Here is a 23,036-nt window from a genome sequence, read left to right as displayed (position 1 = left end):
CTTCGTCCGGCCGGCGGTGATTGCCGCCAGTACTCACCCAACATCCTCAACCAAGGTTGAGGTCAAGGGGGAGCCTTCTTGAAAGGGCGCCGGGCGGTCAGCCGTCCTGGTGGATCTTTGTGCACAGCAGGGTGTCGCCGTCGTCCACCAGCCAGGACCAGTACCGCGTCCGGTCGTATTGCCCCCGGACGCAGTTCCGGGAACCGGCGCCCAAGGGAGCCCGGTAGACGCCGGTGATGTGCATGACCTGGTTGTACGTGGCGGGAACCCGCTGTGCCCGGCAGTCCACGGCCGTCATCGGGCCGATCGAGATCCGGTCCCCGGACTGCCTGCCGAGCAGGCAGTAGTACTTGAGGTAGATGCGGGTGAGGCACAGCTTTGTGGTCCTGCCGGAGGCGGCCGTATACGACCAGTACGACTTGCCCGTGCCGCTGGGGCAGACCCCGCTCATGGTGCTGGTGACACGGACCAGGCCCGCCCGGTCACTGCCGCAGGACACGGGCGATGGCGGAACCCTGGCACTCCAGTCGATGGTGTTGCCGCCGCGGCCGGTGTCGTAGAGGGGCAGACAGTCACCGGCCGAGACGGCCTTGAACGCCTCTTCGGTGGAATCCGGTGCGGGGGGCCGGGTCCGCTGGTCGGGCACGTCATGCCGGCTGCCCGAATCGCCGGATGTGTCGCGAGGGCGGGTGTCCGTTCCCCGGGTGCCCGCGGAGGTGCCGGAGGATGTGCCCCCGGAGGTGCCTGCGGAGGTGCCGGAGGAGGTGCCGTTCCGGTTGGCCCGGAACGGGCTGGCCGAGGAACCGCGCGACGCGTCGCGATTCCCGTCCGGTTTGTCATCGCCCTTCCAGGGGTGCCAGACCAGGAGCCCGATCGCGAGCGCGACGGCCACGAGCCAGCCCACGGCCTTCTCTCCCAACTTCCGCTGCTCTTCGGCCTTCCGCCGCTCCTCCTCCTGCTGCTTCGCTTTGGCCGCTCGCTTTTGTGCCGCCTTCCGTTGTTTTTCGGCCTCCTGCGCCCTGGCACGCACGGCGGCTGCCGCGAGGTCGCGCAGCTCCTGGTGCCTGCGCTCGCGGGCCTCGCGTGCCTGCCGTTCCCGCTCCCGGCGCCTGATCTGTTCCTGGGTGTCGAGGCGGGTGGGCGTCCGCGGTGGCGCCGGGCGGGTGTGCTCGTCGGCCATCGCGGCCGCGGCGCCCTGGTCCGTGCTCAGCGCCCGCCCGTGCGCCTCGTACGCGGCGATCAGCGCCGTCCACCGGACCGGCAGCCAGTGGTGGTCGCGCTGCCGCGTGGACGTCCGGTCGGCATGCTGCAGGAAACTCACCAACAGGTCGTCGAGGGCGGGGCGTTTGCGGGGCTCGAAGGCCAGGCACGGGCGGATCAGCGAGGCCAGTTCCGCGGGGAGCCCGGCCAGGTCGAGCTTGCCGGCCTGTACGCGGGCCAGCCGCTGGAGAGGGCCCTCATCGGCCAGGGGATAGGGCGAGCGGCCTACGGCGAGGTGGAAGAGCGTCGCGCCCAGCGAGAACACATCGGACGCGTTGGTGGAGCTCTTGCCGTGCGCCTGCTCCGGGGAGGTGTAGTCGATGGTGCCCAGCGTCAGCGAGGTCGTGGTCTTGTCGATCGCGTGCGAGATCCCGAAGTCGATGACCAGAGGCCCGGCAAGGGGCAGCAGGATGTTCTGGGGCTTGATGTCACGGTGTACGACACCCTTGTCGTGCAGGGCGAGTAACACCTGTATGGCTCCGGCCGCGACCCAGGACAGCGCCGAGGGCGGCAACGGCCCCGCCGCGCCGACCAGTTCGCCGAGGGAGGGCGCCGGAACGTATTCGATGGCCATCCAGGGCTGCCCGGCCCGCGCGTCGGCATCGAGCACCCGGGCCGTATAGGCGCTGTCGACCCGCCGGGCCAGCTCCACCTCGCGGGCGAACCGCTTCCGGTCGGGCTCGCTGACCACACCCTCGGTGAGCAGTGTCTTGACCGCGACCAGCGGGCTGCCCGCCCTGGCCCGCGCCAGGTAGATCCGCCCCATGCCGCCCGAAGTGAGCCGCCACAGCAGCCGGTAGGGCCCGAGCCGCTTCGGGTCGTCCTCACCGAGCGGCCGGATGCCTATGCCGGACATCCCCCGTCACCTCCCCCTCGGTCCCCCAGCCGGTGCCCGGCAGAGGAACCGGCGTGCCAGTTCCGTGAGTTGAGTGTGCTGCGTCTGAAGCTGACACGACAACCGCCGGGCGGTTGGTTTCACTCTCGCCGGCCCCCTCCGAGGATGCCCCGGCCTTCAGGCCTGTTCGCTATTCGGCTGCGGCGGCGAGGCTGCCGACGTTGGACCTGGTGCGGCTCCAGGCGATGAAGGCTTGCCAGGCGGGGGTGGGGACGGTCAGGGCGGGGCCTTGGGGGCGCTTGCTGTCGCGGACTGGGATGGACTCGGTCCAGGCGGAGCGTATGAGGTTGTTAAACGTGTCGCCTATCTCTACACAGGCGCCGCCGTTGTTGCTGCTGTAGCTGCTCTTACGCCATTCGGGGCGTATGGGACCGTTGAGTGATTCACCCACCTCTATGCAGTTCCCACCGTTGGTGCTGCTGTAGCTGCTCTTGCGCCAAGCGATGTGCAACCGACTTGCGCTGATCATTTACGGAACTCCTTCAGGCGGGCCTTGATCAGTTCGGCGGACGCTTCGGGCGACAGAGCTGCTGCCCTGAGCAGATCGTAGGTGTGAGCCGCACAGCTGACGTCGAGGGCGTCGGCGGTCATCCGGCCTTGAGAGAAGCCGTCCGCATAGAGCACATCCGATCCTTCATCGAAGCCGAGGATCATAAAGGGCCCTTCAAGTCCTGGATGCGCAGCGATGCTGGATGGAATGACCTGGATGACATTGCGTGGCGCTTCGCCTGCTGTCAGCAGGTGTTCGAGTTGTGCTCGCATTACTGCAGGCCCGCCGATGTGGCGGAACAAGACGTACTCGTCGATGATGAACCAAGTGCGTGGTGGTGACTCACGCTCGAAGATGCCTTGTCGTGTCATGCGGACTGCGACCAGCTCATCGAGATTGTCCGGGCGTACGGCACTGAACAAGGACCGCGCGTAGTTCTCGGTCTGCAACAAGCCGGGGATGACCTGCCCTTCGAACGATCGAAAGGTCGCCGCGTCCCGTTCCAGCTCCACAAACGGCAAAAACCAGCTCGGATAAGCGAACTTGACCACCAGCGGGTGCAGTCGCCCAAAATGCCCGCCCGCCCCGAACGCCTCATCGAGATCCCGCGCCAGCTCCTCCGACGGCACCCGCTTCGCGCCCTCCACATAGCTGATCATCGCCTGCGTCGTATGTGCCAGCTTCGCCGTCTCCCCCTGGGACAGCCCCGCCTCCTTGCGTAACCGAAGCAGCTCGGACCCGAAGAAGGCCAGCATCGACGATGTGGGATCAGGCGCTGAGTCGGTCTCGGCGGTCATAACTTCTCCGTTGTTATCGGCAACCCCCTGTCGGAGCGTACTCGCGGACCGCAACGCTGGACACACACCCAGTAGTTGACCACCCGAAGAGGTAGCCGCATGCCCGACAACTCCCCACGCCCCCACACCGCCCCCTGTCCCGACTGCCGCCAGATCAGGTCCGCCTACAACGCCGCCGCCCGCGTGGGCGACCGCGCCACCGCGCAGGAGTGGATCGAGGCGATGGGCCGCCACCTCCGGGTGGCCCACGGATGACCCCGCCGCTCTGCACGCACCCGCGCGCCTCGTGGAGCGAGGCCGATGGCGCGGCGGTGTGCGGGAGTTGTGGGATCCGCCGGTTCCCGGGTTATGGCGCGCTGTGGCGGGACGTACCACCGCAGCGGAGGACCGCCCCCACCGTCACCGCCCGGGGCTCAGCGTTCCAGCTCACGCCTCAGCTTGCGGCGCTCAAGGGCGCCGGGGTTGCGGATGACCACGCCCCCCATGCCGCCGTTGCCGGAGAGGCGCAGCACCGGGGCGTCCGGGAGCCGGTCATGGGAAGTCCTGTCCTTGAGGCCGCCCAAGCCGGAGTTGAAGTCCCCGATCTCCACTCCCCAGCCCTCCGGGACGACGATCTTGATGCCGCCCATCTTGCCGTGCAGCTCGATCTGGATCTCGGGCAGCCGGGTGGTGGTCCGGGTGAAGTCGAGAACGAGGCCGCCCATGTTGCCGTGCGCGATGATGTGCGCCGGTACCTGCCAGGGGCCCCGCCGGGCAGCGCCCGCCGCTCCGGCCTTGATGACCACCGGCTTGCCCGGGTCGGGCACGGCGGCCACCGGCACCGGCAGGTCGGCGGTCAATAGGGCCAGCTCGGCCCGGCTCTTGGCGTTCAGGGCCTGCTCGACCCGGGTGTCCAGCTCGGCGAAGTCGATGCGGCCTTCGACCGCGGCTGCCTGGAGGCGTTCCACCACCGCCTCGCGTTCGGCGTGGGAGGCGCGAAGCTCGCTGTCGGGCGTGGGTTCCGGCAGATGGGCGGTCATGAGTTCATCATAAGGACGAACGCTCCCCATGCTGCTCGAGGCTTGTGAAGCGCTGCAGTAATTCCTACTCGTTTGATAAACTCGGGACATGTCTGAGATGACGTACAGCATTGGGGAGGGCCCGGCCACCCGGGTCAGTCTCTCCTTGCCCGAGGGGACTGCGGCCGCGATCCGTGCACGGGTCGGCAAGCGCGAGTTCTCCGCATTCATCACCGCTGCTGTGGAGCGTGAACTGCGGGGGCAGATCCTGGACGAGTATCTGGCCGACTACGAGCGTCGTAAGGGCCCGGTGTCCGAACCTGCCCAGGAGCGGGCCCGTCGGCTCTTCGACGAGGTCTTCGGCGAGGAGGAGCAGTGGCCCGCCGCAAGCTGAGCCATGAAGGGACGCTGGTCCTGGACAGTGAGGGCCTGTCCAAGCTGCTGAGCGATGACGAACCGACGGTCGCCCTGGTCGCGGAGGCGCGGCGACGAGGGATGGAGGCGGTGATCTGCGCACTCACGGTCATCGAGGCCGTGCACGGTCGTACCGACAAGGCCCGGCTGGGCTGGGTGCTTTCCGGTCTTCGGGTGGTCGCAGTGGGGGAGGAGGAGGCCAAGGCTGCTTCCGAGCTGTTGATGGGGGCTGGGCTGCACGGTCACAAGTACGCCATCGATGCTGCTGTGGCGGCGATCGCTCTCAGGCAGCAGCGCCCCGTGGTCATATTGACCTCCGATGTGGATGACATGACCAAGCTCTGCGCCGACCGGGTCCGGCTCATCGCCGTGTAGTGGGCCGCTTTACCCATGAGTGAACCGAATTCCGAGGCGTGCCCGCCGGCCCAGGGCCATGACTGGACTCGGACCCCTCGCCTGGCCACCTGCCCCGATAAGGGCCGAACGGCTCGTGCTCCGCGAGTCCGAGACCCGAGGCGCTAGCGCTTGCGCCCGCCCTTGACCGTGGCCCGCAGGTACTCCCGGTTCATGGTCGCTATCGCCGACAGCGGGATCCCCTTGGGGCAGGCGACTGCGCACTCGCCGGTGTTGGTGCAGCCGCCGAAGCCCTGCTCGTCCATGGTGCCGACCATGTCCAGCACCCGGGATTCGCGCTCGGGGGCACCCTGCGGCAGGACGTTCAGGTGCACCACCTTGGCCGAGGTGAACAGCATCGCCGAGCCGTTGGGGCAGGCGGCGACGCAGGCTCCGCAGCCGATGCATTCGGCGTGCTCGAAGGCGAGGTCGGCGGCGGGCTTGGGGATCGGCGTGGCATGGGCCTCCGGTGCCGCGCCGGTGGGGACGGAGACATAGCCGCCCGCACCGATGATGCGGTCGAAGGCGGAGCGGTCCACGACCAGGTCCTTGACGACGGGGAAGGCCGCGGCGCGCCAGGGCTCGACGTCGATGGTGTCGCCGTCGGTGAAGTGGCGCATATGGAGCTGGCAGGTGGTGGTGCGTTCGGGGCCGTGGGCCTGGCCGTTGATCACCATGCCGCAGGCACCGCAGATGCCCTCGCGGCAGTCGTGGTCAAAGGCGACCGGCTCGTCACCGGCGAGGATGAGCTCCTCGTTGAGGTGGTCGAGCATCTCGAGGAAGGACATGTCCTCGCTGATGCCCTTGACCTCGTAGGTGGTCATGGCGCCGGCGTCCTCGGAGTTGCGCTGGCGCCAGATGCGCAGGGTGAGATTCACGCGTAGCTCCTCTGCGTGGGGTGGACGTAGTCGAAGGTCAGGTCTTCCTTGTGGAGGACGGGTGCGGCGCCGGTACCCGTGAACTCCCAGGCGGCCGCGTAGGAGAACTCCTCGTCCTTGCGGGCCGCCTCGCCCTCCTCGGTCCGGCTCTCCTCGCGGAAGTGGCCGCCGCAGGACTCCGTGCGGTGCAGGGCGTCCAGGCACATCAGCTCGGCCAGCTCGAGGTAGTCGACGATGCGATTGGCCTTCTCCAGGGACTGGTTGAGCTCCTCACCGGTGCCGGGGACCTTGATCCGGCGCCAGAACTCCTCCCGGAGGGCGGGGATGCGGTCCAGCGCCTTGCGCAGCCCGGTGTCGGTGCGGGCCATTCCGCATTCGTCCCAGAGGAGTTCACCGATCTCGCGGTGGAAGGAGTCGGGGGTGCGGTCGCCGTCGTTGGCCAGCAGCCTCGCCAGCCGGCCGGTGACTTCGGTGACCGCCTCGGTGACCGCCGGGTGGTCGGGCGGGACCTCTTCGTGGGGGTGGCGGGCGAGGTAGTCGTTGATGGTGGAGGGGAGGACGAAGTAGCCGTCGGCCAGGCCCTGCATCAGCGCCGAGGCGCCCAGCCGGTTGGCGCCGTGGTCGGAGAAGTTGGCCTCGCCGATGGCGAACAGGCCGGGGATGGTGGTCTGGAGGTCGTAGTCGACCCAGAGCCCGCCCATGGTGTAGTGGATCGCCGGGTAGATGCGCATCGGCACCTGGTACGGGTTCTCGGCGGTGATCCGCTCGTACATCTCGAAGAGGTTGCCGTACTTCTCCTCGACGGCCGCCCGGCCCATCCGTTCGATCGCGTCGGCGAAGTCCAGGTAGACGCCCTGGCCGCCGGGGCCCACGCCCCGGCCCTCGTCGCAGACGTTCTTCGCGGCGCGGGAGGCGATGTCGCGGGGGACCAGGTTGCCGAAGGAGGGGTAGATGCGCTCCAGGTAGTAGTCGCGCTCGTCCTCGGGGATCTCGGCGGGCGGGCGGGTGTCGCCCTTGGCCTTGGGGACCCAGATGCGGCCGTCGTTGCGCAGCGACTCGCTCATCAGCGTCAGCTTGGACTGGTGGTCGCCGGAGCGCGGGATGCAGGTGGGGTGGATCTGGGTGAAGCAGGGGTTGGCGAAGTAGGCGCCGCGCCGGTGGGCCCGCCAGACGGCGGTGGCATTGGAGTTCTTGGCGTTGGTGGAGAGGTAGAAGACATTGCCGTAGCCGCCGGAGGCCAGTACCACCGCATCGGCGAAGTGGGTGCTGACGGCGCCGGTGATCAGGTCGCGGGCGACGATGCCCCGGGCCCGTCCGTCGATGACGATCAGGTCCAGCATCTCGGTGCGCGGGTGCATCTCCACGTTCCCCGCGGCGATTTGGCGGGAGAGCGCCTGGTAGGCGCCGAGCAGTAGCTGCTGGCCGGTCTGGCCGCGGGCGTAGAAGGTGCGGGAGACCTGGACGCCGCCGAAGGAGCGGGTGTCCAGCAGGCCGCCGTACTCGCGGGCGAAGGGCACGCCCTGGGCCACGCACTGGTCGATGATCTCGACCGAGACCTGGGCCAGGCGGTGGACATTGGACTCCCGGGCGCGGAAGTCGCCGCCCTTGACGGTGTCGTAGAAGAGCCGGTGGATGGAGTCGCCGTCGTTGCGGTAGTTCTTGGCCGCGTTGATGCCGCCCTGGGCGGCGATGGAGTGGGCGCGGCGGGGCGAGTCCTGGTAGCAGAACTGGACGACGTGGTAGCCCTGTTCGGCGAGGGTCGCCCCGGCCGCGCCGCCCGCCAGGCCGGTGCCGACGACGATCACGGTGTGCTTGCGGCGGTTGGCGGGGTTGACCAGCTTGGCGTCGAAGCGGCGCCGGTCCCAGCGTTCGGCGATGGGGCCGGCGGGGGCCTTGGTGTCGGCGACGGGTTCGCCGGTCGAGTAGTGGGTGTAGTCGGTCATGTTCAGCTCACGACTCCCGTCATGACACCGATGGGGATGGAGATGAAGCCAAGGGTCAGCACGGCCGCCAGGACATTGGCGAGGGCCTTGAACACCCGGTCCCGGCGGGGGGAGTTGGCGCCCAGGGTCTGGGCGGCGCTCCAGAAGCCATGGCGGATGTGCAGGCCGAGGGCGAGCATCGCGAGGATGTAGAAGAGGTTGACGTACCAGCGGTCGAAGGAGGCGACCAGGTTCTCGTACGGGTGGCCCTCCTGGGCGTTGGGGTTCACGGTGAGCGTGGTGAGGTCCAGGATGTGCCAGACGATGAAGAGCACGATGATCACCCCACCCCAGCGCATGGTGCGGGTGGCATAGCTGGTGCGCTGTCGCTTGCCCTGGTATTTGGCGGGGCGCGCGGCGAGGTCGCGGCGGCTCAGCTGGTACGCGGCCACTCCGTGCAGCACCACCGACACGGTGAGCCCGACCCGGGCGATCCACAGGAACCACTCATGGTGCAGGAAGGGCTCGCCGACGGTGCGGATCCAGTTCCCGTAGTGGTTGAACTCCCCGGCCCCGAAGAAGACCTTCAGATTGCCCAGCAAGTGAGCGACCAGGTACGCCAGCATGATCAAGCCGGTGACCGCCATGACCGCCTTCTTGCCGACGGTCGAGCGCCACACGGAGCCGATGAGGGACGGAGGCCGGTCCGTCCGGGTCGCCAGTGCCATGCCGCCGACGCTAGGTCGGCACGCTTGCATGCGTCCAAGACATGGTCCGGCTGGTTTCCATAGGGAAAGCCTATTTAGCATGGTCATGTGCAATTTCAGCAGCTCAGTTACTTCGCCACCCTCGCCGAAGTCCGTCACTTCACCCGGGCCGCCGAGGCGCTGCATGTCGCCCAGCCCTCGCTTTCCCAGCAGATCCGGGCGCTGGAGCGGGAACTGGGCGCCGACCTCTTCCACCGGGCCCGGGGCAACATCACGCTCACCGATGCGGGTGAGGCGCTGCTGCCGCTGGCCCGCCGGATCCTCGCCGACGCGGAAACCGCGCGCCGGGAGGTGCAGGAGGTCGTACAGCTACGGCGGGGACGGGTGCGGCTGGGGGCGCCGCCGAGCCTGTGCGCCAGCCTGGTCCCCGATGTGCTGCGCACCTATCACGCGCGCTATCCGGGCATCGAGCTGCTCATCGACGAGGGCGGCTCGCAGGACCTGGTCCGCAGCCTGGCCGCCGGCGGGCTGGACCTCGCCCTGGTCATCACCCCGCTCGGGGTCGGTGCCCCGGCCCTGACCGCCACCGAACTGCTCCGCGAGGACCTGGTCGCGGTCTCCGCGCCCGGCGCGCCCGCGCCCACCCGCCGGGGCCGGCTGCGGGTCGAGGAGCTGCGCGGGCTGCCGATGGTGATGTTCCGGCGGGGCTATGACCTGCGCGAGATCACCACCGCCGCGTGCCGGGCGGCGGGCTTCGACCCCTCCTACACAGTGGAGGGCGGCGAGATGGACGCCGTCCTCGGCTTCGTCCGGGCCGGGCTGGGCATCGCCGTCGTCCCCGGCATGGTCGCGGCCCGCTCCGGGCTGCGGGTCACTCCGTTCGAGGGCGACCGGATGCGCCGTACGATCGCGGTGGCACACCGCAAGGACGCCCCGCCGCCGCGCGCGGCACGGGAGTTGTGGGCGGTGCTGCTGGAGCATCTGGCAGCGGGCGGGTCATAGCCGTCCCACCGCCACCCCCGCGAAGGCCGCGCCCAGCCCGCACACCACGCTCGCCACGGCATTGGCCGCCGCGTAGCCCCGGGCGCCGTCCTGGGCCAGCCGCATCGTCTCGTAGGAAAACGTCGAATAGGTCGTCAGCGCCCCGCACAGCCCCGTGCCCAGCAGCAGCCGCAGCCGCTCCGGGGCGGCGCCGGTCAGGACGCCCAGGACGAAGCATCCGGCCACGTTCACCACAAAGGTGCCCCAGGGGAAGACGGAGTCATGGCGGGACTGCACGGCACGGTCGGTGAGGTAGCGCAAAGGGGCGCCGGCCATGGCGCCGGCGATGACGAGGAGCCAGTTCACTCGGCGGCCGACCCCCGGTAGTGCAGGACCTCGACCCGGTCGAGGGTCACCAGGCAGCCCTCGCCCGCCAGTTCACCGAGTTCGGGCAGGAAGGCCCGCACCCGCTCCTCGGTGTCCACGATGACGACGGCCACCGGCAGGTCCTCGCTCAGCGACAGCAGCCGCGCGGTGTGGATCAGGGAGGACGCGCCGAAGCCCTCGATGCCGCGGAAGACGCTGGCGCCCGCGAGCGAGGCCGCATGGGCGCGGTGGACGATCTCGGAGTAGAGCGGCCTGCCGTGGACCTGGTCCGACTCGCCGAGGAGGACCGTCAGCCGGAGCGCGTCGCCATGGAGCCTCACCGGACCGCCCCCCGGAGCAGCAGCCGGCGGGTCGCGGCCGCCGCCAGCCAGACCGCCGCGAACGCGGCGGACAGGGTCCCGGCCAGATAGGCCAGCGCGGTGCCGGCGCGGTCCTCGTCGAGCAGCCGCTGGATGTCCACCGCATAGGTGGAGAAGGTGGTGAAGCCGCCGAGGATCCCGGTGCCGAGGAAGGGGCGCACCAGCCGGTGGGTGGCGCCGCGCTCGGCGATGCCGGCCAGCAGTACGCCGATCAGGGCGCAGCCGATGGCGTTGATGAGGAAGGTGGTCCACGGGAAGGCCCCGTCGGGGGTCGGCCACAGCAGTCCGGCGCCGTAGCGGGCGGCGCCGCCCACGCCGCCGCCGAGCGACACGGCGCAGACCACCGGCCAGTGGCGGGGTGCCGTGGTGGCTGTTGCAGGCGATGACGTGCTCACCGGGTCACGCTACTGCGTTTCCCCGGGTGCCGCCCCGCGGGCCCCTGAGCGGTCTCGGGGAAGTGGGGCACGCCCCCGCGCCGCCCGGCACGCCCTCCCGCCGCACCGGCCAACGGCCTGAGTAGCCCACTACGAAGGCCGTTGGCCGCCACGCCGAAGGGGGTACCTTCCTGCTCGAGCGAAGTCGAGAGCTTGGGGGAACGCACCGGACGACGCGGGAACGCACCCCACTTCCCCGAGACCGCTCAGGCGGTGGGCGGCCGTCCGGTGACCGCGGTCAGATAGGCGTCGGCCCGGTCGGCGTCCAGGAACCAGTCCTGGTAGTCGGCCGGGTCGGCGAATCCGTTGATGTAGCGGTGGGCGACGGCCGGGTGTTCGGCCGCGGCGGTCACCAGGCGCCGGGCGTGTTCGGGCAGCGGGCCCAGCACCAGGTTGCTGAAGGTGGTGGTGTGCCGGGCGTGCTCCCACCAGCCGGCGAAGGTCTCCTGCATCCAGGCCCGGTCGAAGGGCCGCCGGTCGCGGTCCAGGATCGAGCGGAGGTAGTGGGCGGCGCAGTGTGCCGCGCTGTTGGAACCCTGGCCGGTGAGCGGGTCGTTGAGGACGAGCGCGTCGGCCATGCCCAGCACATGGGTGTCCGGGGCGAGCTCGGCGGTGGGGTGGCGTACGACCGGGGTGAGGCCGCCCTTGAGCATGGCCCCGGCGTCGGTCGGTTCGGCGTCCGCGCACAGCTCGTACTCCCAGGGGACGTAGCGGCGCAGCAGTTCCAGGGCCCGTTCGAGCACCGCGTCCGGGGTGGTGTGGTCCCGCCAGCAGTCGAAGGGGCCGTCCGGTACGCCCTCGATCATCAGCATGTCGCAGGGCCCGGAGAGGGTCAGCCCGGGCAGCACGAAGGCCTCGCCCACGCCGGGGGTCGAGGTCATCCGCAGCCGGGACGGCAGTTGCGGGTGGGGGGCGACGCCATGCAGGTAGACAACGGCGATGGCGCGCTGCGGGCGGTCGTAGGGGCTGTGGCGTTCATCGCGGCCGAAGATCTCCCCGAGCGGCCCCCGGCCGGAGGCGATCAGGGTCAGCTCGTGCGCGGAGGCCAGGGCGGGCAGTTCCTCGGGGGTGACCGAGCGGTATTCGACCCGGCCGCCGCGTTCTTCGAACAGCTCCAGCCAGCGCGCGGTCTTCACCCGCAGGTCCACCGACTGCGCGGGCTGGTCGAGGGTGGCGGTGAAGGCGCGGGCGAGGGTGCCGGGCGGGTCGGCCGTGGCCAGTCGGGCTCCGGTGATCGGAGGTGCGGTCTCGTCCCACAGGTTCAGGCCCGCCGCCCGTTCATGGGCGCGTGCCGGGCCGAACATCTGCTGGGTGGACTGCACCCGCCCGGCGCGGATCTCCTCGGGCGTACGGGCCGAGATCACCAGGATCTCGTACCCCTCGGGTTGTGCGGCCTGGAGCCCCAGGGCCAGCTGCAGCCCCGCCTGCCCCGCGCCGACGATCGCGATCCTGCGCATCGCTGCCTCCCGCACCGGTTGTGCCCCCTGTGTTGTAACCGGCGCGGCCGTCCGCTGTACAGACGGCGCCCGGGTGCCCTGCCAGGTCCAGGACCTGCGATCCGATGCTGCATTACGGGATCAATCAGGACAGATCGCCTGTGACGGTGTTCTGTCACCCGTACGCTTCACAGACGAAACCTTTGTGGCTTTTGGCCGTTTATCCGGGCTCCGGCCGTCACCGGCCGTGAGCTCGTTCCGTCAGACCGAACAAAGGTGTCACCACATGTCACGATTCGCCAAGGCGGCTGTCCTGACCGCCACCATGGGCGTCGCTCTTGCCGGCGTCACCGGCACCGCCGTAGCCGACGCGGGCGCCAAGGGCGCTGCCGTAGGGTCCCCCGGCATCCTCTCGGGCGATGTCATCCAGGTCCCGATCCACCTCCCCATCAACCTCTGTGGCAACTCCATCGACATCGTCGCCCTGCTGAACGCGGCGAGTGGCAACACCTGCGTCAACGGCTGACGCACGGACCTCGCGTCCACAGCCGGGACGCCCGCCACAAGCGGAACCGTCCCCTTGCGTGGCGCCCCCGACTCGGTCGGCGGGCGCCACGCTCGCGTCCGCCGTGTTGCGGGATCCGCTGCGCGCGACCGGTTCCGCGCTCGCCGCGGCGGCCGCGGCGGGCAGCGCGATCGCCGTGACGACCAGGCCGTTGCCGACCAGCCAGCGGCCCGCGAAGCCGTCCAGCCGGTGGCCGCCGACGACCGGGCCGGGCACCAGCAGCCGGGCCGAGAAGGTGCGGGCGACCGGGTCCACGGTCAGTTCCGCCTCGCTGAAGTCCAGCTCCCGGCCGGTCAGCGGATACCAGGTCTTGAACACGCTCTCCTTGGCGCTGAACAGCAGCCGGTCCCAGCACACCTCGGGCCGCCGCACGGCGAGTTCGGCCACCCGGGCGCGCTCGCTCGCCAGCGAGATCGCCTCGAGAACCCCCTCCGGCAGCGGGCCGTTGGGCTCGGCGTCTATGCCGAGCGAGGCCGCGTCCGCCGCCCGGGCCACCACGGCCGCCCGGTAGCCGGTGCAGTGGGTCATGCTGCCGACCACCCCGTCCGGCCACCGCGGGGCGCCGCGCCGGCCGGGCAGCAGCGGTACCGGGCCGAAGCCCAGCCGCCCGAGTGCCTTGCGCGCGCACACCCGTACGGTGGCGAATTCGCGCTGCCGGGGCGGCACCGCGCGCGCCACGGCGGCGGCCTCCGCCGGGAAGAGCACGCTCGTCACATCCTGCGCGGCGTCGGCGAAGGCCTCCTCGGCGGCGGTCTCGACGGGCAACAGCTCCTCGATCACCGGGCCGTGCCCTCCCCGGCGGTCGGCTCCGGAAGGATCTGCCGCAGCAGCTTGCGCGGGGGCCGGGGCTTCCACTCGCGCGGGTAACCGAGCGAGACCTCCTCGAACCGCACTCCGTCGTGCCAGGTCACCCGGGGGATGTGCAGATGACCGTAGACCGCGGCGGCGGCCCGGAAGCGTATATGCCAGTCCGCCGTCAGCTCGGTGCCGCACCACTGCGCGAACTCCGGGTAGCGCAGGATCAGGGTGGGCTCGCGCACCAGTGGCCAGTGGTTGATCAGCACGGTGCGGAGCGCCGGGTCTACGGCGGCCAGCCGCCGCTCGGTGTACGCCACCCGGGCCCGGCACCAGTCGTCCCGCCCGGGGTAGGGCTCGGGGTGCAGGAAGTGCTCGTCCGTGCAGACCACGCCCGCCTCATGGGCCAGCCGCAGGGACTCCTCCTTGGTGGCCGCGCCGGGCGCCCGGAACGAGTAGTCGTAGAGCGTGAACAGCGGCGCCACCGCCACCGGGCCGCCCTCGCCCCGCCACACCGGGTAGGGGTCCTCGGGGGTGGCGATGCCCAGTTCGCGGCAGAGCTCCACCAGTTGCCGGTAGCGCTTCTCGCCCCGCAGGTCGCAGGGGTCCTTGGGGTGGGTCCACAGCTCGTGATTGCCGGGCGCCCAGATCACCTTGGCGAACCGCTCGCCGAGCAGCCGCAGTGCCCACTCGATGTCCGCGAACTGTTCGGCGACATCGCCCGCGACGATCAGCCAGTCGTCGTCCGACTCCGGGCGCAGCGTTTCGGTGCGGTCACGGTTCTCCTGGTAGGCGACGTGCAGGTCGCTGACGGCGAGCAGTTTCCCGTTGGGCACGGTCACATCTTTCCGTTGGGCACGGTCTCCTCGGGCCCGCGTCTCGCGCCCGTTTTCCCACGCTAATACGGCAACCGGTGCTGGAGGAACCCCTATCCGGCGTGGCGTGGCGGGGCGGAGCCGGGTGCACGGCCGGCCGCGTTTCCCGACGGCCGTTCGTCCCGGTGCTGCCTGGTCAACTGCCAAGCCGTGGCCCTAGGTTGGCGGAGAGTGGTTGCATCTGAACGGCCGGTGCTTTACCGTTCAGTAGGTAGTTGGTAACGGCACAAGCACCTCTTAACCATCCCAATTCTTCAGCGGATTTGAGGGCTTCACGATGTCCTTGACCACGGCGTACGGGGAACTGCACACGGGCAAGGTGCTGCGGTGGTCCCGGGCCTACACCGCGAGCGAGCTGGACTCCTATGGCGCGCTCAGCGGCCGGGTCGCCCCCGAGGGGAAGCCGGCCCGCCTCCCCGACCTGCTGGTGGTGGCCCCGCTGACCAAGATCGGCGGCGATCTCGACTACATCGCACGCAAGATGACCTGGTCCCACACCCGGCCGGTGGAGACGACCGAGCGGCTGACCGCCGAGCTCGAGATCGTCGCACTCACCGAGGACGAGGGTTTCCACCGCATCGCCTTCGACTCCCGGATCCGCACCGACCGCCAGGATGTGGTCCTCAGCGGCCACAGCAAGGGCATCATCCTCAAGGGCCAAGACGGCCAGGCCGCTTCGGCGCCCCCCGAGGCCGGTGACGAGACCCCGGCCGGCCCCGGCCGCCCGGCGGCGGACGCGGCGCTCCTCGACCGGATCGCCCCCGACGGCACGCTCACCGCCACCACCACGGTGACCGCTGCCGATATCGCCCGCTGCGCCGCCCTGACCGGTGACCGAGGCGTACACCACACCCTCGGCCTGGCCGGCCGGCAGATGGCCCAGGGGCTGCTGACCGCCTCCACCGTCCCGCTGCTGCGCGGGGACGCGGACTTCCACTTCCGGTCCGTCTCCATGGTCTTCCTCCAGCCCGTGTACGCCGGAGACACCATCGAGTCCACGCTGCGCGTGACGGAGGTGGACGACACCGCCGCACGGACGGTTCGTGCCGCCGCCTCGGTACGGAACGCGGACGGCACCGAAGTCATGGTCACCGAAGTCACCGGCTGCTTTCCCGCGGCGTAGCGGCAACCGGACCACGGGACCTCGTCACCCCCCGCCCGGGCCGGTCGACTCACCGGCCGGCGCACCGAATTCAGCACGCCGATCCCCGATGCACGGATCAGCCTCAGCGACAGAGATACGGGTCAGCGCATGCCAGGAACCTCCACGAACCAACACGGCCAACCCCCGCCCGGCGGCTTGGACCTGCTTTCCCCACAGGTGCTCCAAGACCCCTACCCCACCTACTTACGCCTGCGCGAGCAGCACCCCGTCCACTGGGACGACAAGCTCAACGGCTGGGTGATCACCCGGCATGACGATGTCTACGGCGCCCTCCGCGACCACCGGCGCTACTCCTCCGAGCGGCTGGACGACATGGTCTCCGGCCGGGTATCCGAAGAGGCCCGGCGACAGGCCGACCCACTGCTGCGCATCGCCGTCAACTGGATGTGGATGAACGACCCGCCGTTCCACACCCAGTTACGCCGCCTGATGAGCAAGGGCTTCACCCCGCGCGCCGTGGCCGCCATGCGCGAGCACATCGACGACATCGTCGGCATGCTGCTGCGCCCGCACCTCGGCAGCGGCCGGCTCGACCTCATCGCCGACCTCGCCTACCCGCTGCCCGCCTATGTGCTGGCCGACCTCTACGGCATCCCGCGCAGCGACGCCGATCTGCTCAAGGGCTGGGCCGACGCGATGAAGGTGTTCATCGGGGGCAGCCTCGACCTGGACGGCACCGCGGGCGCCGCGGCCGCGGGCATCGATGAGATGGCGGGTTACTTCACCGAGGCCATTGCCCGGCGCCGCGCCGAACCGACGGACGACCTCATCGGACGGCTGGTGCACGCCGAGATCGACGGCAGCCCCTACCCCGAGGAACAGGTGGTGGCCAACCTGGTGCTGGTCCTCGCCGCCTCGTATGTGACCACCATGGACATGATCGGCAACGGGCTGCTCGCCCTGCTCGGCCACCGGGAACAGTGGAAGCGCCTGCTCGCCGACCCCACCCTGATCCCCGGCGCCATCGACGAAACACTGCGCTACGACGGGCCGGTGCAGCTCACGCACCGCAGGGCGACCGAGGACATCGGGCTGCATGGCGTCACCATCCGGCAGGGCGACATCGTCTATCTCGTCCGGGGAGCGGCCAACCGGGATCCGGAGAAGTTCCCGGATCCCGACCGCTTCGACATCGGCCGCAAGGACACCGGGCATGTGGCCTTCGGCGCCGGGGTGCACTACTGCATCGGCGCCGCCCTGGCCCGCATGGAAGGCGCACTGGCCCTCGAGGCGCTGCTGAAGCACTGCCCGGACCTGCGCCTGGACGAGGAGGCACCGCACACCTGGCGGGCCGACAGCATCCAGTTCCGCGGGCTGCGTTCGCTGCCCGTCCGCTTCGCCTCCGCACCGGACGGCGCCTGACCTTGACCGCCGTGGAGGAACCGCAGATCCATGTCCTGCCCAGATCCCAACTGCCATGGCACTCCGCCGAGGAGATCCCCGGACTGACCGGTCCGGACCACGACCAACTGCACGCCTACCCGGGCCCGGGGCGGCGGCTGTCCGCCGCGCTGGCCCGTACCCTGCTGCGCGCGGTGCTCGGCCGGGCACTGGGCCTGCCTCCCGGCCGGGTTCCGCTGGTCCGCGAGCCGTCCGGCCGTACCCGGCTCGACTCCCCGGCCGGCCGGCCGCGGTTCGGCGTCAGCCACGACCGTGGCACCCTCGCCGTGGTCGTCCACCACGCCGACTGCGGGATCGACACCGAGGACCACCCGGAGAGCGAGTTCCGTTCGGTGGCACACCGGTTCTGTGCCCCGTACGAGGCGCGCCCGGACCTGGGGCCGGCGCCACTGCGCTCCCTGTGGACCGCGAAGGAGAGCGTGGCCAAGGCCCTGGGGCGGGGGCTCGCCGCGGACCTGCGGACGGTGACGTTCGGCGCCCGCCCGGGGACCGGCTGGGCCGACGCCTCCTGGCGCGGCCGGCCCACCGGACTGCTGGTGCACACCATCGTCGTCCCCCATGGCCTGAAGGGCATGGGAGGTACCCCCATGGCCCGGACCCTGTCGGTCGCCCTACGGGCCGACCGGCCGCCCGCCCTGACGGTGACCGAATGGACCGCGGCGCACCGCGATCCGGGTGCCGTGCTGCGACCACGCTGAGGGCCGCCGAAGGGCTCCGTGCCACCCCGATCCCCCACCCGACCCATGACGTCGCACGACCAGTGATCACGACCAGTGATGTGGAAGGCAATGTTCGCCAAAACTCTGCACCAGACCCTGGATGCCGTAGCCGCCGAACGCCCCGGAATTCCCGTCGAGTTCCCCTCCGAGCGTCGTACCATCACCCTCGCCCAGCTCGTGGACGCCTCCGTCCGGGCCGGTGCCGCCCTGACCCACGCGGGGGTACGGGCCGGTGACCGGATCGGCATGTTATGTCCCAACGAACCCGGCTTTCTGGTGGCCCTGTTCGCCGCCGCCCGGCTCGGCTGCGCCGTGTGCCCGCTGCCGGTACCGACCGGCCCCAAGGACATCGACGCCTACCTGGCCAGACTGCGCCGGGTCGGCGCGGTCGCCGGGATGCGGCACCTGGTGCTCTCCCCGGGGTTCGAGGCCTTCTCCGGTGTGCTGGCCGATGCGCTGCCCGGGGTCCGGCAGTTATCCAGTGACGCGGAACCACCCGCGGCCGTGGACCGGGATCCGGCCGAGGTCACCCCGGACACCCCGGTGATCATCCAGTTCACCTCCGGCAGCACGGCCGCCCCCAAGGGCGTGGTGCTCAGCCACGAGAACATCCTGGCCTGCCTGGAGGCGATCAGCGTCGGCATCGGCCTCGGCACCGAGGACAGCCTCGGCATGTGGCTGCCGCTCTTCCACGACATGGGCCTGTTCGCCACGCTCAGCGCCCTGTTCGCGGGCATCCCGGCCACGGTGTGGTCCCCGGCCTCGTTCGTCAAACGCCCCGACCGGTGGCTGCGCGAGTTCGCCGGGCGGGGCGCCACCATCAGCGCCGCCCCGGACTTCGGCTACACCTACCTCACCGCCGCGTTCACCGACCGGGAGGCGGCCGGACTGGACCTGAGCCGGTGGCGCATCGCGTTCAACGGCGCCGAGACCATCCGGCGCGACAACGTCGACGCCTTCCTCGAACGCTTCGGCCCCGCCGGGTTCCGCGCGGAGGCGATGGTCACCGTCTACGGCATGGCCGAGGCGACCCTGGCCGTGACCTTCCCCCCGTTGGGCCGCCCACCGCGCTGGCACTCCGTCGACCGCGACCGCCTGGCCGACGAAGGCCGCGCCGTCCCGGTGGCCCGGGACGCCCCCGGGGCCCGCTCCGTGGCCGGCGTCGGTGCTCCGGTCCGGGGCATGCGGGTGCGGGTCGGCGCCGACGGACCACTGCCGGACGGCCAGGTGGGCGAGATCCTCATCCAGGGCGCCTCGGTGACCCGCGGCTACCTCGCCACCGACGACGTCGTACAGCCCTTCACGGCCGATGGCTGGCTGCGCACCGGAGACCTGGGTTTCCTCCTGGACGGCGAGCTCTACATCACCGGACGGGCCAAGGAGATGATCATCGTCCGGGGGGACAACTACTACCCGCAGGACGTGGAGGACCTCGCGCGCACCGTGCCGGGCGTCTACAAGCAGCGCTGCGTGGCCTATGCCGACCGCACCGCCGACCGCACCGAATGCATGGCGCTGACCGCCGAGAGCGACCTGACCGACGAGGCGGCCAGGCTCGGTCTCCAACGCCGGCTCCGGGAACGGATCAGCGCCGGGCTGGGGCTCGACGCGGTCGTCGTCCACCTCGTCCCGCCCAGAACCCTGCCCCGGACCACCAGCGGCAAGTTCCAGCGTCTGGCCGCGAAGCAGGCCACGGCCCAAGCCCTGGCCTAAGACACGCCCTGGCCTAACGCCCTGGCATCCCATCCAGCACAGGAGAACGGCATGCACAGCTTTGACGTGTTCACCCACTATGAACGCAACCACTGGAAACTGGGCGACATCGACTTCGACGCCGTCGACCACGACCTGGTGCGGCCGGAGTACATCACCCTGGCCAAGAGCGCCGTGATGGGGGAGTGCAACTCCATCGCGGCCACCCATGGGTTCTTCAACGAGTTCGCGGACGACTACGACTTCTCCGCCTTCGCCGCGATCTGGGGCTACCAGGAACTCCAGCACCACTATGCCTTCAAGTCCTGGCTGCGAGCCATCGGCGAGGACGTCGACCAGCGGCCGGTGGACGCCATGCGCGCTCCCTACGCACCGGGGAGCACACCGTCGGCCACCCTCGCCACCAACATCATCTCCGAGTTGACGGTCAATCACATCTATCGGAAGGTCGCCGACTGGGTCCAGGAGCCGGTGCTCCAGGACATCCTGCGGCGGGCCAGTCGTGACGAGGCCGGCCACGCCCGGGAGTTCATCCACTACACCAAGGCCCGCATCGAGCGGCTTCCCGGGGAGCTGCCCTCCGTGCTGGAGACCCTCTACGTCTACACCTCGGAGGCGAAGATCAAGCACCCGGTCAGCCTGTTCAAGGACAGCCTGGTCGAGGGCGGCCACGAGACCATCGACACCGGCTTCGACTTCTTCCTGGAAAAGGTGGCGGCCGAGGGGGAGTTGGATGCCCTGCACGCCAAGGTGCGCGGCGTCTTCGCCACCATGACCGGCCTCGACCTCGGCAGCGGCTCCCGCATCCGGCGGGCCCTGGCCGGTGCGCTGGCATGACGTCACCGACCCCCGGCCCCCTCGACGACCAGGACTACCTCGAGGTGCCCTGGTCCCGGCAGCCCGACTACCGGTGCTTCGGCTGCTCCCCGCACAACCCCACCGGTCTGCGGCTGCGCTTCACCGAGCACGAGGGCGGCCTGCGCACTCGCATCAGTCTGGGCCGGGCCCATGAGTCCTACCCCGGCGTGGTGCACGGCGGACTGATCTCCACCGTGTGCGACGAGATCATGGGCAACCTCGTCGTCCTGCGCCTGGGCACCCCGGCGTTCACCGTCGCCATGCGCATCCGCTACCTCACCCCGCTGTCCGTGGACGGCAGTTATGACTGCGTCGCCCGGCTGCGGGACGGCACGGCCGACGGCGACCTCGTCCATGTCGTCTCCGAAGTCCTCGGCCCGGACGGGGAACCACACGCCTCGGCCTCCGCCAGCTACCGCTGCGTCCCCATGGACCAGGCCCGCCGGCATCTGCGCCTCGATGAGCAGCAGGCCGCCGACCTCACCGCCAGACTCCACCGCCACCGCACCGAAGGATGATCCAGCCATGCCCGAGATCCGCGAAGAGCTCCTGACCGCCGTCACCGACATCGTGGCCGGACAACTGGGCCGACCGGTGGAGGAGTTCGGCCCCGACACCGACCTGCGCACCCTGGAGGGCGCCGACTCGGTCAAGGTGTTGCGCATCATCGCCAAGATAGAACAGCGGTACGACATAGAGCTGGAGGACGAGGACGTCTTCGCCGTCTCCACCATCGCCGAGGTCGTCACCGTCGTGGACAAGACCCTCGGGGCGGAGGGCCGCCGATGACCGCGCCGACCACCGATTCGCCCGGCACGGCCGACACGACCGGCACGGCCGACACCAACGACCACTACGACCTCGAACCGGAGATATTCGGACTCTTCCTCGACCCGCTGCGCAAATACAGTTCCGGCCGCTACCACTCGCCCACCGACACCCTGGAGACCGCACAGCTCAACAAGCTCTCCTTCGTCGCCGAACTGCTCGGCGTCACCGGCGGCGGCAGGGTGCTCGATGTGGGCTGTGGCTGGGGCTCGGTGGTGCTGCGCTTCGCCCACGCCCATGGCTGCCTGACCACGGGCATCAGCCCGGCCGGCAACCAGCACGACTACATCGCCGCCCGAGCCGCCGAACTCGGCGTCGCCGACCGGGTGTCCACCGTCCAGGGCCACTTCGAGAACGTGGTGCTGGACGACGGGGGATACGACGCGGTCACCATGCTCGGCTCCATCGTCCACATGCCCGACCTGGACCGGGTGCTGGGCCGGGCCCGTCAACTGCTGCGCCGCGGCGGCAGGTTGTACGTATCGGAAAGCTGCTTCCGCAACCAGGCCGCCCGCCGGGAGTTCGATCTGCGCGAGGGCACCCGGTTCGTCCGCGAGTCCATCTTCGGCTGGGGCGACATGCGCCCCCTGTCGGAGCTGGTGCGCGGGGCGGAAGACGCCGGATTCTCCATCGACTCCGTCACCGACCTGACGGCCGACTACCACCGCACCATCGAGGACTGGATCGGCAATGTGCGGAGCAACGCCGGGCGGATCGATGCCATCCGTCCCGGCATGTCCGAGAAGCTGATGCGCTACCTCGAGGTGGCCAACGCGGGCTGGGGCTACACCACCAAGCACTACGCCCTGGTATGCCGGAAGGGCAGGTGACCGCCATGAGCCGGCCGACCGCCACCACGGCCACCGGCCCCATGCTGGAACCCGACGAGGTGGCACGGACCGTCGGCACCTTTATGCGTGCCACCCCCGTGACCAGGCGCTGGGACGTGGAGTCCATCGGCGGCTGGGACCGCGCCGACGCGGGCCGCCTCACCGAGGGCCAGCGCTCCGCCGTCCGGTTCGTCACCCTCGTCGAGGACCACCTGCCGGGCTACTTCGCCATGTACCACCGCCTGTTCCCGGTCACCGACGACGTGGACGCCCCGACCTACCTGCACAACCGGGAGCTCTACCACTTCACGGTGCGCTGGGCCGCCGAGGAGGACACCCACGCCCGGGCCCTGGCCACGTACCAGGTGGCCTCCGGCCTGGCCGCCCCGGAGGCGCTGCGCGGGGAGCTGGCAGAGGAAGGGCGCAAGGACTTCACCCTGCCCTACGACCACGCGGTGCAGTACTTCGCCTACACGCTGGTCCAGGAGAAGGCGACACAGATCTACTACCAGCAACTGCGCGACGCCGTGGCCGACCCGGTCCTGGTCGACGTCCTCGGCCGGCTCAGCCGCGACGAAGCACGGCACTTCGCCTTCATGGCGGACACCGTCGAGAGCTACCTGCGCCGGTACGGCGACCGCGTGGTCGAGCCGGTACGCGAGGTGATCGCCACCTTCCGCATGCCGCTGGCCGGGACCATGCGCGGCTACTGGCGCTGGGCACTCAAGATCGCCGACACCGCGCGCTACGACCACACCGACGCATACGAGCACCTGCTGAAGGTCCTCAACCGTGCCGTGGACACCCGCTCGGCCAAGATGGAGGAGCTGATCCGTTTCGTCGACTCCTGCCGAACGGTGGCCGCAACCCCCTGACCCCGCCGACCGCGCCGGATCCCCGGCTTCGGGGGTGCCCAAGTCGACTACGCCGGCGGGT

At 70.3% G+C, this 23,036-nt stretch carries 26 protein-coding genes and 3 pseudogenes; 16 read left to right on the top strand and 13 right to left on the bottom strand.

Annotated features, from left to right (window positions below):
• Positions 1-97: 97 nt before the first annotated feature.
• The 3 genes from ABCR83_RS04575 to ABCR83_RS04565 all read right to left on the bottom strand — a co-directional run bounded on the left by ABCR83_RS04575 (position 98) and on the right by ABCR83_RS04565 (position 3,442).
• Positions 98-2,116, bottom strand: a complete 2,019-nt coding sequence (locus ABCR83_RS04575) for a serine/threonine-protein kinase (protein WP_462693461.1) — start codon at positions 2,114-2,116, stop codon at positions 98-100.
• 169 nt (positions 2,117-2,285) lie between these two features.
• Positions 2,286-2,624, bottom strand: coding sequence for a DUF397 domain-containing protein (locus tag ABCR83_RS04570; protein ID WP_462693460.1), 339 nt, complete (start codon positions 2,622-2,624; stop codon positions 2,286-2,288).
• On the bottom strand, positions 2,621-3,442 hold the full coding sequence (locus ABCR83_RS04565) for a helix-turn-helix domain-containing protein (RefSeq protein WP_462693459.1): 822 nt from the start codon (positions 3,440-3,442) through the stop codon (positions 2,621-2,623). Before ABCR83_RS04565 ends, ABCR83_RS04570 begins: the two co-directional genes overlap by 4 nt.
• Positions 3,443-3,541: 99 nt before the next feature.
• On the opposite strand from ABCR83_RS04565, the gene ABCR83_RS04560 reads away from it, so the two are divergent.
• Entirely contained in the window at positions 3,542-3,697 is a 156-nt protein-coding gene (locus ABCR83_RS04560) for a hypothetical protein (protein ID WP_462693458.1), read from the top strand.
• Positions 3,694-3,840 (top strand): annotated as a pseudogene (locus ABCR83_RS04555) (DUF6255 family natural product biosynthesis protein); the annotation flags it as partial. The gene ABCR83_RS04560 and the pseudogene ABCR83_RS04555, both read left to right, overlap by 4 nt.
• 15 nt (positions 3,841-3,855) lie before the next feature.
• On the opposite strand, the gene ABCR83_RS04550 reads toward ABCR83_RS04555, so the two are convergent.
• Positions 3,856-4,461, bottom strand: coding sequence for a DUF1707 SHOCT-like domain-containing protein (locus ABCR83_RS04550; RefSeq protein ID WP_462693457.1), 606 nt, complete (start codon positions 4,459-4,461; stop codon positions 3,856-3,858).
• Between the two features lie 88 nt (positions 4,462-4,549).
• On the opposite strand from ABCR83_RS04550, the gene ABCR83_RS04545 reads away from it, so the two are divergent.
• The 3 genes and pseudogenes from ABCR83_RS04545 to ABCR83_RS04535 all read left to right on the top strand — a co-directional run.
• Positions 4,550-4,834 (top strand): hypothetical protein, encoded by a 285-nt coding sequence (locus ABCR83_RS04545; protein ID WP_462693456.1) that lies wholly within the window; start codon positions 4,550-4,552, stop codon positions 4,832-4,834.
• Positions 4,816-5,229 carry a PIN domain-containing protein gene (locus tag ABCR83_RS04540; RefSeq protein WP_462693455.1) on the top strand — a complete coding sequence of 138 codons (414 nt, stop codon included), beginning with the start codon at positions 4,816-4,818 and terminating at the stop codon, positions 5,227-5,229. The genes ABCR83_RS04545 and ABCR83_RS04540 overlap by 19 nt, the downstream gene beginning before the upstream one ends.
• Positions 5,230-5,287: 58 nt before the next feature.
• Positions 5,288-5,380 (top strand): annotated as a pseudogene (locus ABCR83_RS04535) (GNAT family N-acetyltransferase); the annotation flags it as partial.
• Here ABCR83_RS04535 and ABCR83_RS04530 read toward each other — a convergent pair.
• Genes ABCR83_RS04530 through ABCR83_RS04520 form a run of 3 tightly spaced genes read right to left on the bottom strand, consistent with a single transcriptional unit; the run spans position 5,373 to position 8,775 of the window.
• Complete coding sequence (locus ABCR83_RS04530) at positions 5,373-6,125, bottom strand: succinate dehydrogenase/fumarate reductase iron-sulfur subunit (RefSeq protein WP_462693454.1); 753 nt, start codon at positions 6,123-6,125, stop codon at positions 5,373-5,375. The pseudogene ABCR83_RS04535 and the gene ABCR83_RS04530 sit on opposite strands and share 8 nt — an antisense overlap.
• Entirely contained in the window at positions 6,122-8,068 is a 1,947-nt protein-coding gene (locus ABCR83_RS04525) for a fumarate reductase/succinate dehydrogenase flavoprotein subunit (protein WP_462693453.1), read from the bottom strand. The genes ABCR83_RS04530 and ABCR83_RS04525 overlap by 4 nt, the downstream gene beginning before the upstream one ends.
• A gap of 2 nt (positions 8,069-8,070) precedes the next feature.
• On the bottom strand, positions 8,071-8,775 hold the full coding sequence (locus tag ABCR83_RS04520; RefSeq protein ID WP_462693452.1) for a succinate dehydrogenase cytochrome b subunit: 705 nt from the start codon (positions 8,773-8,775) through the stop codon (positions 8,071-8,073).
• Between the two features lie 87 nt (positions 8,776-8,862).
• Here ABCR83_RS04520 and ABCR83_RS04515 point away from each other — a divergent pair, with 87 nt between their 5' ends.
• A complete protein-coding gene (locus ABCR83_RS04515; protein WP_462693451.1) occupies positions 8,863-9,756 on the top strand; it encodes a LysR family transcriptional regulator in 894 nt (297 codons plus the stop codon).
• Here ABCR83_RS04515 and crcB (ABCR83_RS04510) read toward each other — a convergent pair.
• The 4 genes from crcB (ABCR83_RS04510) to ABCR83_RS04495 form a co-directional block, all read right to left on the bottom strand.
• Entirely contained in the window at positions 9,751-10,101 is a 351-nt protein-coding gene (crcB, locus tag ABCR83_RS04510) for a fluoride efflux transporter CrcB (protein ID WP_462693450.1), read from the bottom strand. The genes ABCR83_RS04515 and crcB (ABCR83_RS04510) overlap by 6 nt on opposite strands.
• Positions 10,098-10,442: a DUF190 domain-containing protein gene (locus ABCR83_RS04505; protein WP_462693449.1), complete on the bottom strand. Its 345-nt coding sequence runs from the start codon at positions 10,440-10,442 to the stop codon at positions 10,098-10,100. The genes crcB (ABCR83_RS04510) and ABCR83_RS04505 overlap by 4 nt, the downstream gene beginning before the upstream one ends.
• Positions 10,439-10,876, bottom strand: a complete 438-nt coding sequence (gene crcB, locus ABCR83_RS04500) for a fluoride efflux transporter CrcB (RefSeq protein WP_462693448.1) — start codon at positions 10,874-10,876, stop codon at positions 10,439-10,441. Before crcB (ABCR83_RS04500) ends, ABCR83_RS04505 begins: the two co-directional genes overlap by 4 nt.
• 245 nt (positions 10,877-11,121) lie before the next feature.
• Entirely contained in the window at positions 11,122-12,372 is a 1,251-nt protein-coding gene (locus tag ABCR83_RS04495; protein WP_462693447.1) for a styrene monooxygenase/indole monooxygenase family protein, read from the bottom strand.
• Between the two features lie 265 nt (positions 12,373-12,637).
• Between ABCR83_RS04495 and ABCR83_RS04490 the strand changes: the two genes are divergently transcribed.
• Positions 12,638-12,877, top strand: a complete 240-nt coding sequence (locus tag ABCR83_RS04490) for a chaplin (RefSeq protein ID WP_462693520.1) — start codon at positions 12,638-12,640, stop codon at positions 12,875-12,877.
• A gap of 339 nt (positions 12,878-13,216) precedes the next feature.
• Here the strand turns inward: ABCR83_RS04490 and ABCR83_RS04485 are convergent.
• Together ABCR83_RS04485 and ABCR83_RS04480 are read right to left on the bottom strand one after the other, a co-directional pair.
• A pseudogene (locus tag ABCR83_RS04485) lies at positions 13,217-13,546 on the bottom strand (4'-phosphopantetheinyl transferase family protein); the annotation flags it as partial.
• Between the two features lie 146 nt (positions 13,547-13,692).
• Positions 13,693-14,547, bottom strand: coding sequence for a metallophosphoesterase family protein (locus ABCR83_RS04480; protein ID WP_462693446.1), 855 nt, complete (start codon positions 14,545-14,547; stop codon positions 13,693-13,695).
• 316 nt (positions 14,548-14,863) lie between these two features.
• Here ABCR83_RS04480 and ABCR83_RS04475 point away from each other — a divergent pair, with 316 nt between their 5' ends.
• From ABCR83_RS04475 to ABCR83_RS04435, 9 genes are all read left to right on the top strand, one after another.
• On the top strand, positions 14,864-15,709 hold the full coding sequence (locus ABCR83_RS04475; RefSeq protein ID WP_462693445.1) for a hypothetical protein: 846 nt from the start codon (positions 14,864-14,866) through the stop codon (positions 15,707-15,709).
• Between the two features lie 129 nt (positions 15,710-15,838).
• Positions 15,839-17,113, top strand: coding sequence for a cytochrome P450 (locus tag ABCR83_RS04470; RefSeq protein ID WP_462693444.1), 1,275 nt, complete (start codon positions 15,839-15,841; stop codon positions 17,111-17,113).
• Positions 17,114-17,124: 11 nt separating this feature from the next.
• Positions 17,125-17,850 carry a 4'-phosphopantetheinyl transferase family protein gene (locus ABCR83_RS04465; RefSeq protein WP_462693443.1) on the top strand — a complete coding sequence of 242 codons (726 nt, stop codon included), beginning with the start codon at positions 17,125-17,127 and terminating at the stop codon, positions 17,848-17,850.
• A 90-nt stretch (positions 17,851-17,940) separates the two neighbouring features.
• Positions 17,941-19,584 carry an AMP-binding protein gene (locus tag ABCR83_RS04460; protein ID WP_462693442.1) on the top strand — a complete coding sequence of 548 codons (1,644 nt, stop codon included), beginning with the start codon at positions 17,941-17,943 and terminating at the stop codon, positions 19,582-19,584.
• Positions 19,585-19,635: 51 nt separating this feature from the next.
• The gene (locus tag ABCR83_RS04455) at positions 19,636-20,421 is read left to right on the top strand and encodes a ferritin-like domain-containing protein (RefSeq protein WP_462693441.1); all 786 of its coding nucleotides are present in this window, start codon (positions 19,636-19,638) and stop codon (positions 20,419-20,421) included.
• Positions 20,418-20,960, top strand: a complete 543-nt coding sequence (locus tag ABCR83_RS04450; protein WP_462693440.1) for a PaaI family thioesterase — start codon at positions 20,418-20,420, stop codon at positions 20,958-20,960. Before ABCR83_RS04455 ends, ABCR83_RS04450 begins: the two co-directional genes overlap by 4 nt.
• A 7-nt stretch (positions 20,961-20,967) precedes the next feature.
• Positions 20,968-21,231 carry an acyl carrier protein gene (locus ABCR83_RS04445; RefSeq protein ID WP_462693439.1) on the top strand — a complete coding sequence of 88 codons (264 nt, stop codon included), beginning with the start codon at positions 20,968-20,970 and terminating at the stop codon, positions 21,229-21,231.
• Complete coding sequence (locus ABCR83_RS04440) at positions 21,228-22,100, top strand: SAM-dependent methyltransferase (RefSeq protein ID WP_462693438.1); 873 nt, start codon at positions 21,228-21,230, stop codon at positions 22,098-22,100. Before ABCR83_RS04445 ends, ABCR83_RS04440 begins: the two co-directional genes overlap by 4 nt.
• 5 nt (positions 22,101-22,105) lie before the next feature.
• Positions 22,106-22,975 carry an acyl-ACP desaturase gene (locus ABCR83_RS04435; protein WP_462693437.1) on the top strand — a complete coding sequence of 290 codons (870 nt, stop codon included), beginning with the start codon at positions 22,106-22,108 and terminating at the stop codon, positions 22,973-22,975.
• The last annotated feature ends 61 nt before the right edge of the window (positions 22,976-23,036 follow it).

The sequence above is a fragment of the Streptomyces xingningensis genome, assembly GCF_054957865.1.
This window is presented reverse-complemented; position numbering and strand designations above follow the sequence as displayed.

Excerpts from the sequence above, each read along its gene's own strand:
- ABCR83_RS04575 (WP_462693461.1), bottom strand. The coding sequence starts at position 2,116 with ATGTCCGGCATAGGCATCCGGCCGCTCGGTGAGGACGACCCGAAGCGG.
- ABCR83_RS04570 (WP_462693460.1), bottom strand. The coding sequence starts at position 2,624 with ATGATCAGCGCAAGTCGGTTGCACATCGCTTGGCGCAAGAGCAGCTAC.
- ABCR83_RS04565 (WP_462693459.1), bottom strand. The coding sequence starts at position 3,442 with ATGACCGCCGAGACCGACTCAGCGCCTGATCCCACATCGTCGATGCTG.
- ABCR83_RS04560 (WP_462693458.1), top strand. The coding sequence starts at position 3,542 with ATGCCCGACAACTCCCCACGCCCCCACACCGCCCCCTGTCCCGACTGC.
- ABCR83_RS04550 (WP_462693457.1), bottom strand. The coding sequence starts at position 4,461 with ATGACCGCCCATCTGCCGGAACCCACGCCCGACAGCGAGCTTCGCGCC.
- ABCR83_RS04545 (WP_462693456.1), top strand. The coding sequence starts at position 4,550 with ATGTCTGAGATGACGTACAGCATTGGGGAGGGCCCGGCCACCCGGGTC.
- ABCR83_RS04525 (WP_462693453.1), bottom strand. The coding sequence starts at position 8,068 with ATGACCGACTACACCCACTACTCGACCGGCGAACCCGTCGCCGACACC.
- ABCR83_RS04520 (WP_462693452.1), bottom strand. The coding sequence starts at position 8,775 with ATGGCACTGGCGACCCGGACGGACCGGCCTCCGTCCCTCATCGGCTCC.
- ABCR83_RS04495 (WP_462693447.1), bottom strand. The coding sequence starts at position 12,372 with ATGCGCAGGATCGCGATCGTCGGCGCGGGGCAGGCGGGGCTGCAGCTG.
- ABCR83_RS04490 (WP_462693520.1), top strand. The coding sequence starts at position 12,638 with ATGTCACGATTCGCCAAGGCGGCTGTCCTGACCGCCACCATGGGCGTC.
- ABCR83_RS04475 (WP_462693445.1), top strand. The coding sequence starts at position 14,864 with ATGTCCTTGACCACGGCGTACGGGGAACTGCACACGGGCAAGGTGCTG.
- ABCR83_RS04470 (WP_462693444.1), top strand. The coding sequence starts at position 15,839 with ATGCCAGGAACCTCCACGAACCAACACGGCCAACCCCCGCCCGGCGGC.
- ABCR83_RS04460 (WP_462693442.1), top strand. The coding sequence starts at position 17,941 with ATGTTCGCCAAAACTCTGCACCAGACCCTGGATGCCGTAGCCGCCGAA.
- ABCR83_RS04455 (WP_462693441.1), top strand. The coding sequence starts at position 19,636 with ATGCACAGCTTTGACGTGTTCACCCACTATGAACGCAACCACTGGAAA.
- ABCR83_RS04450 (WP_462693440.1), top strand. The coding sequence starts at position 20,418 with ATGACGTCACCGACCCCCGGCCCCCTCGACGACCAGGACTACCTCGAG.
- ABCR83_RS04445 (WP_462693439.1), top strand. The coding sequence starts at position 20,968 with ATGCCCGAGATCCGCGAAGAGCTCCTGACCGCCGTCACCGACATCGTG.
- ABCR83_RS04440 (WP_462693438.1), top strand. The coding sequence starts at position 21,228 with ATGACCGCGCCGACCACCGATTCGCCCGGCACGGCCGACACGACCGGC.
- ABCR83_RS04435 (WP_462693437.1), top strand. The coding sequence starts at position 22,106 with ATGAGCCGGCCGACCGCCACCACGGCCACCGGCCCCATGCTGGAACCC.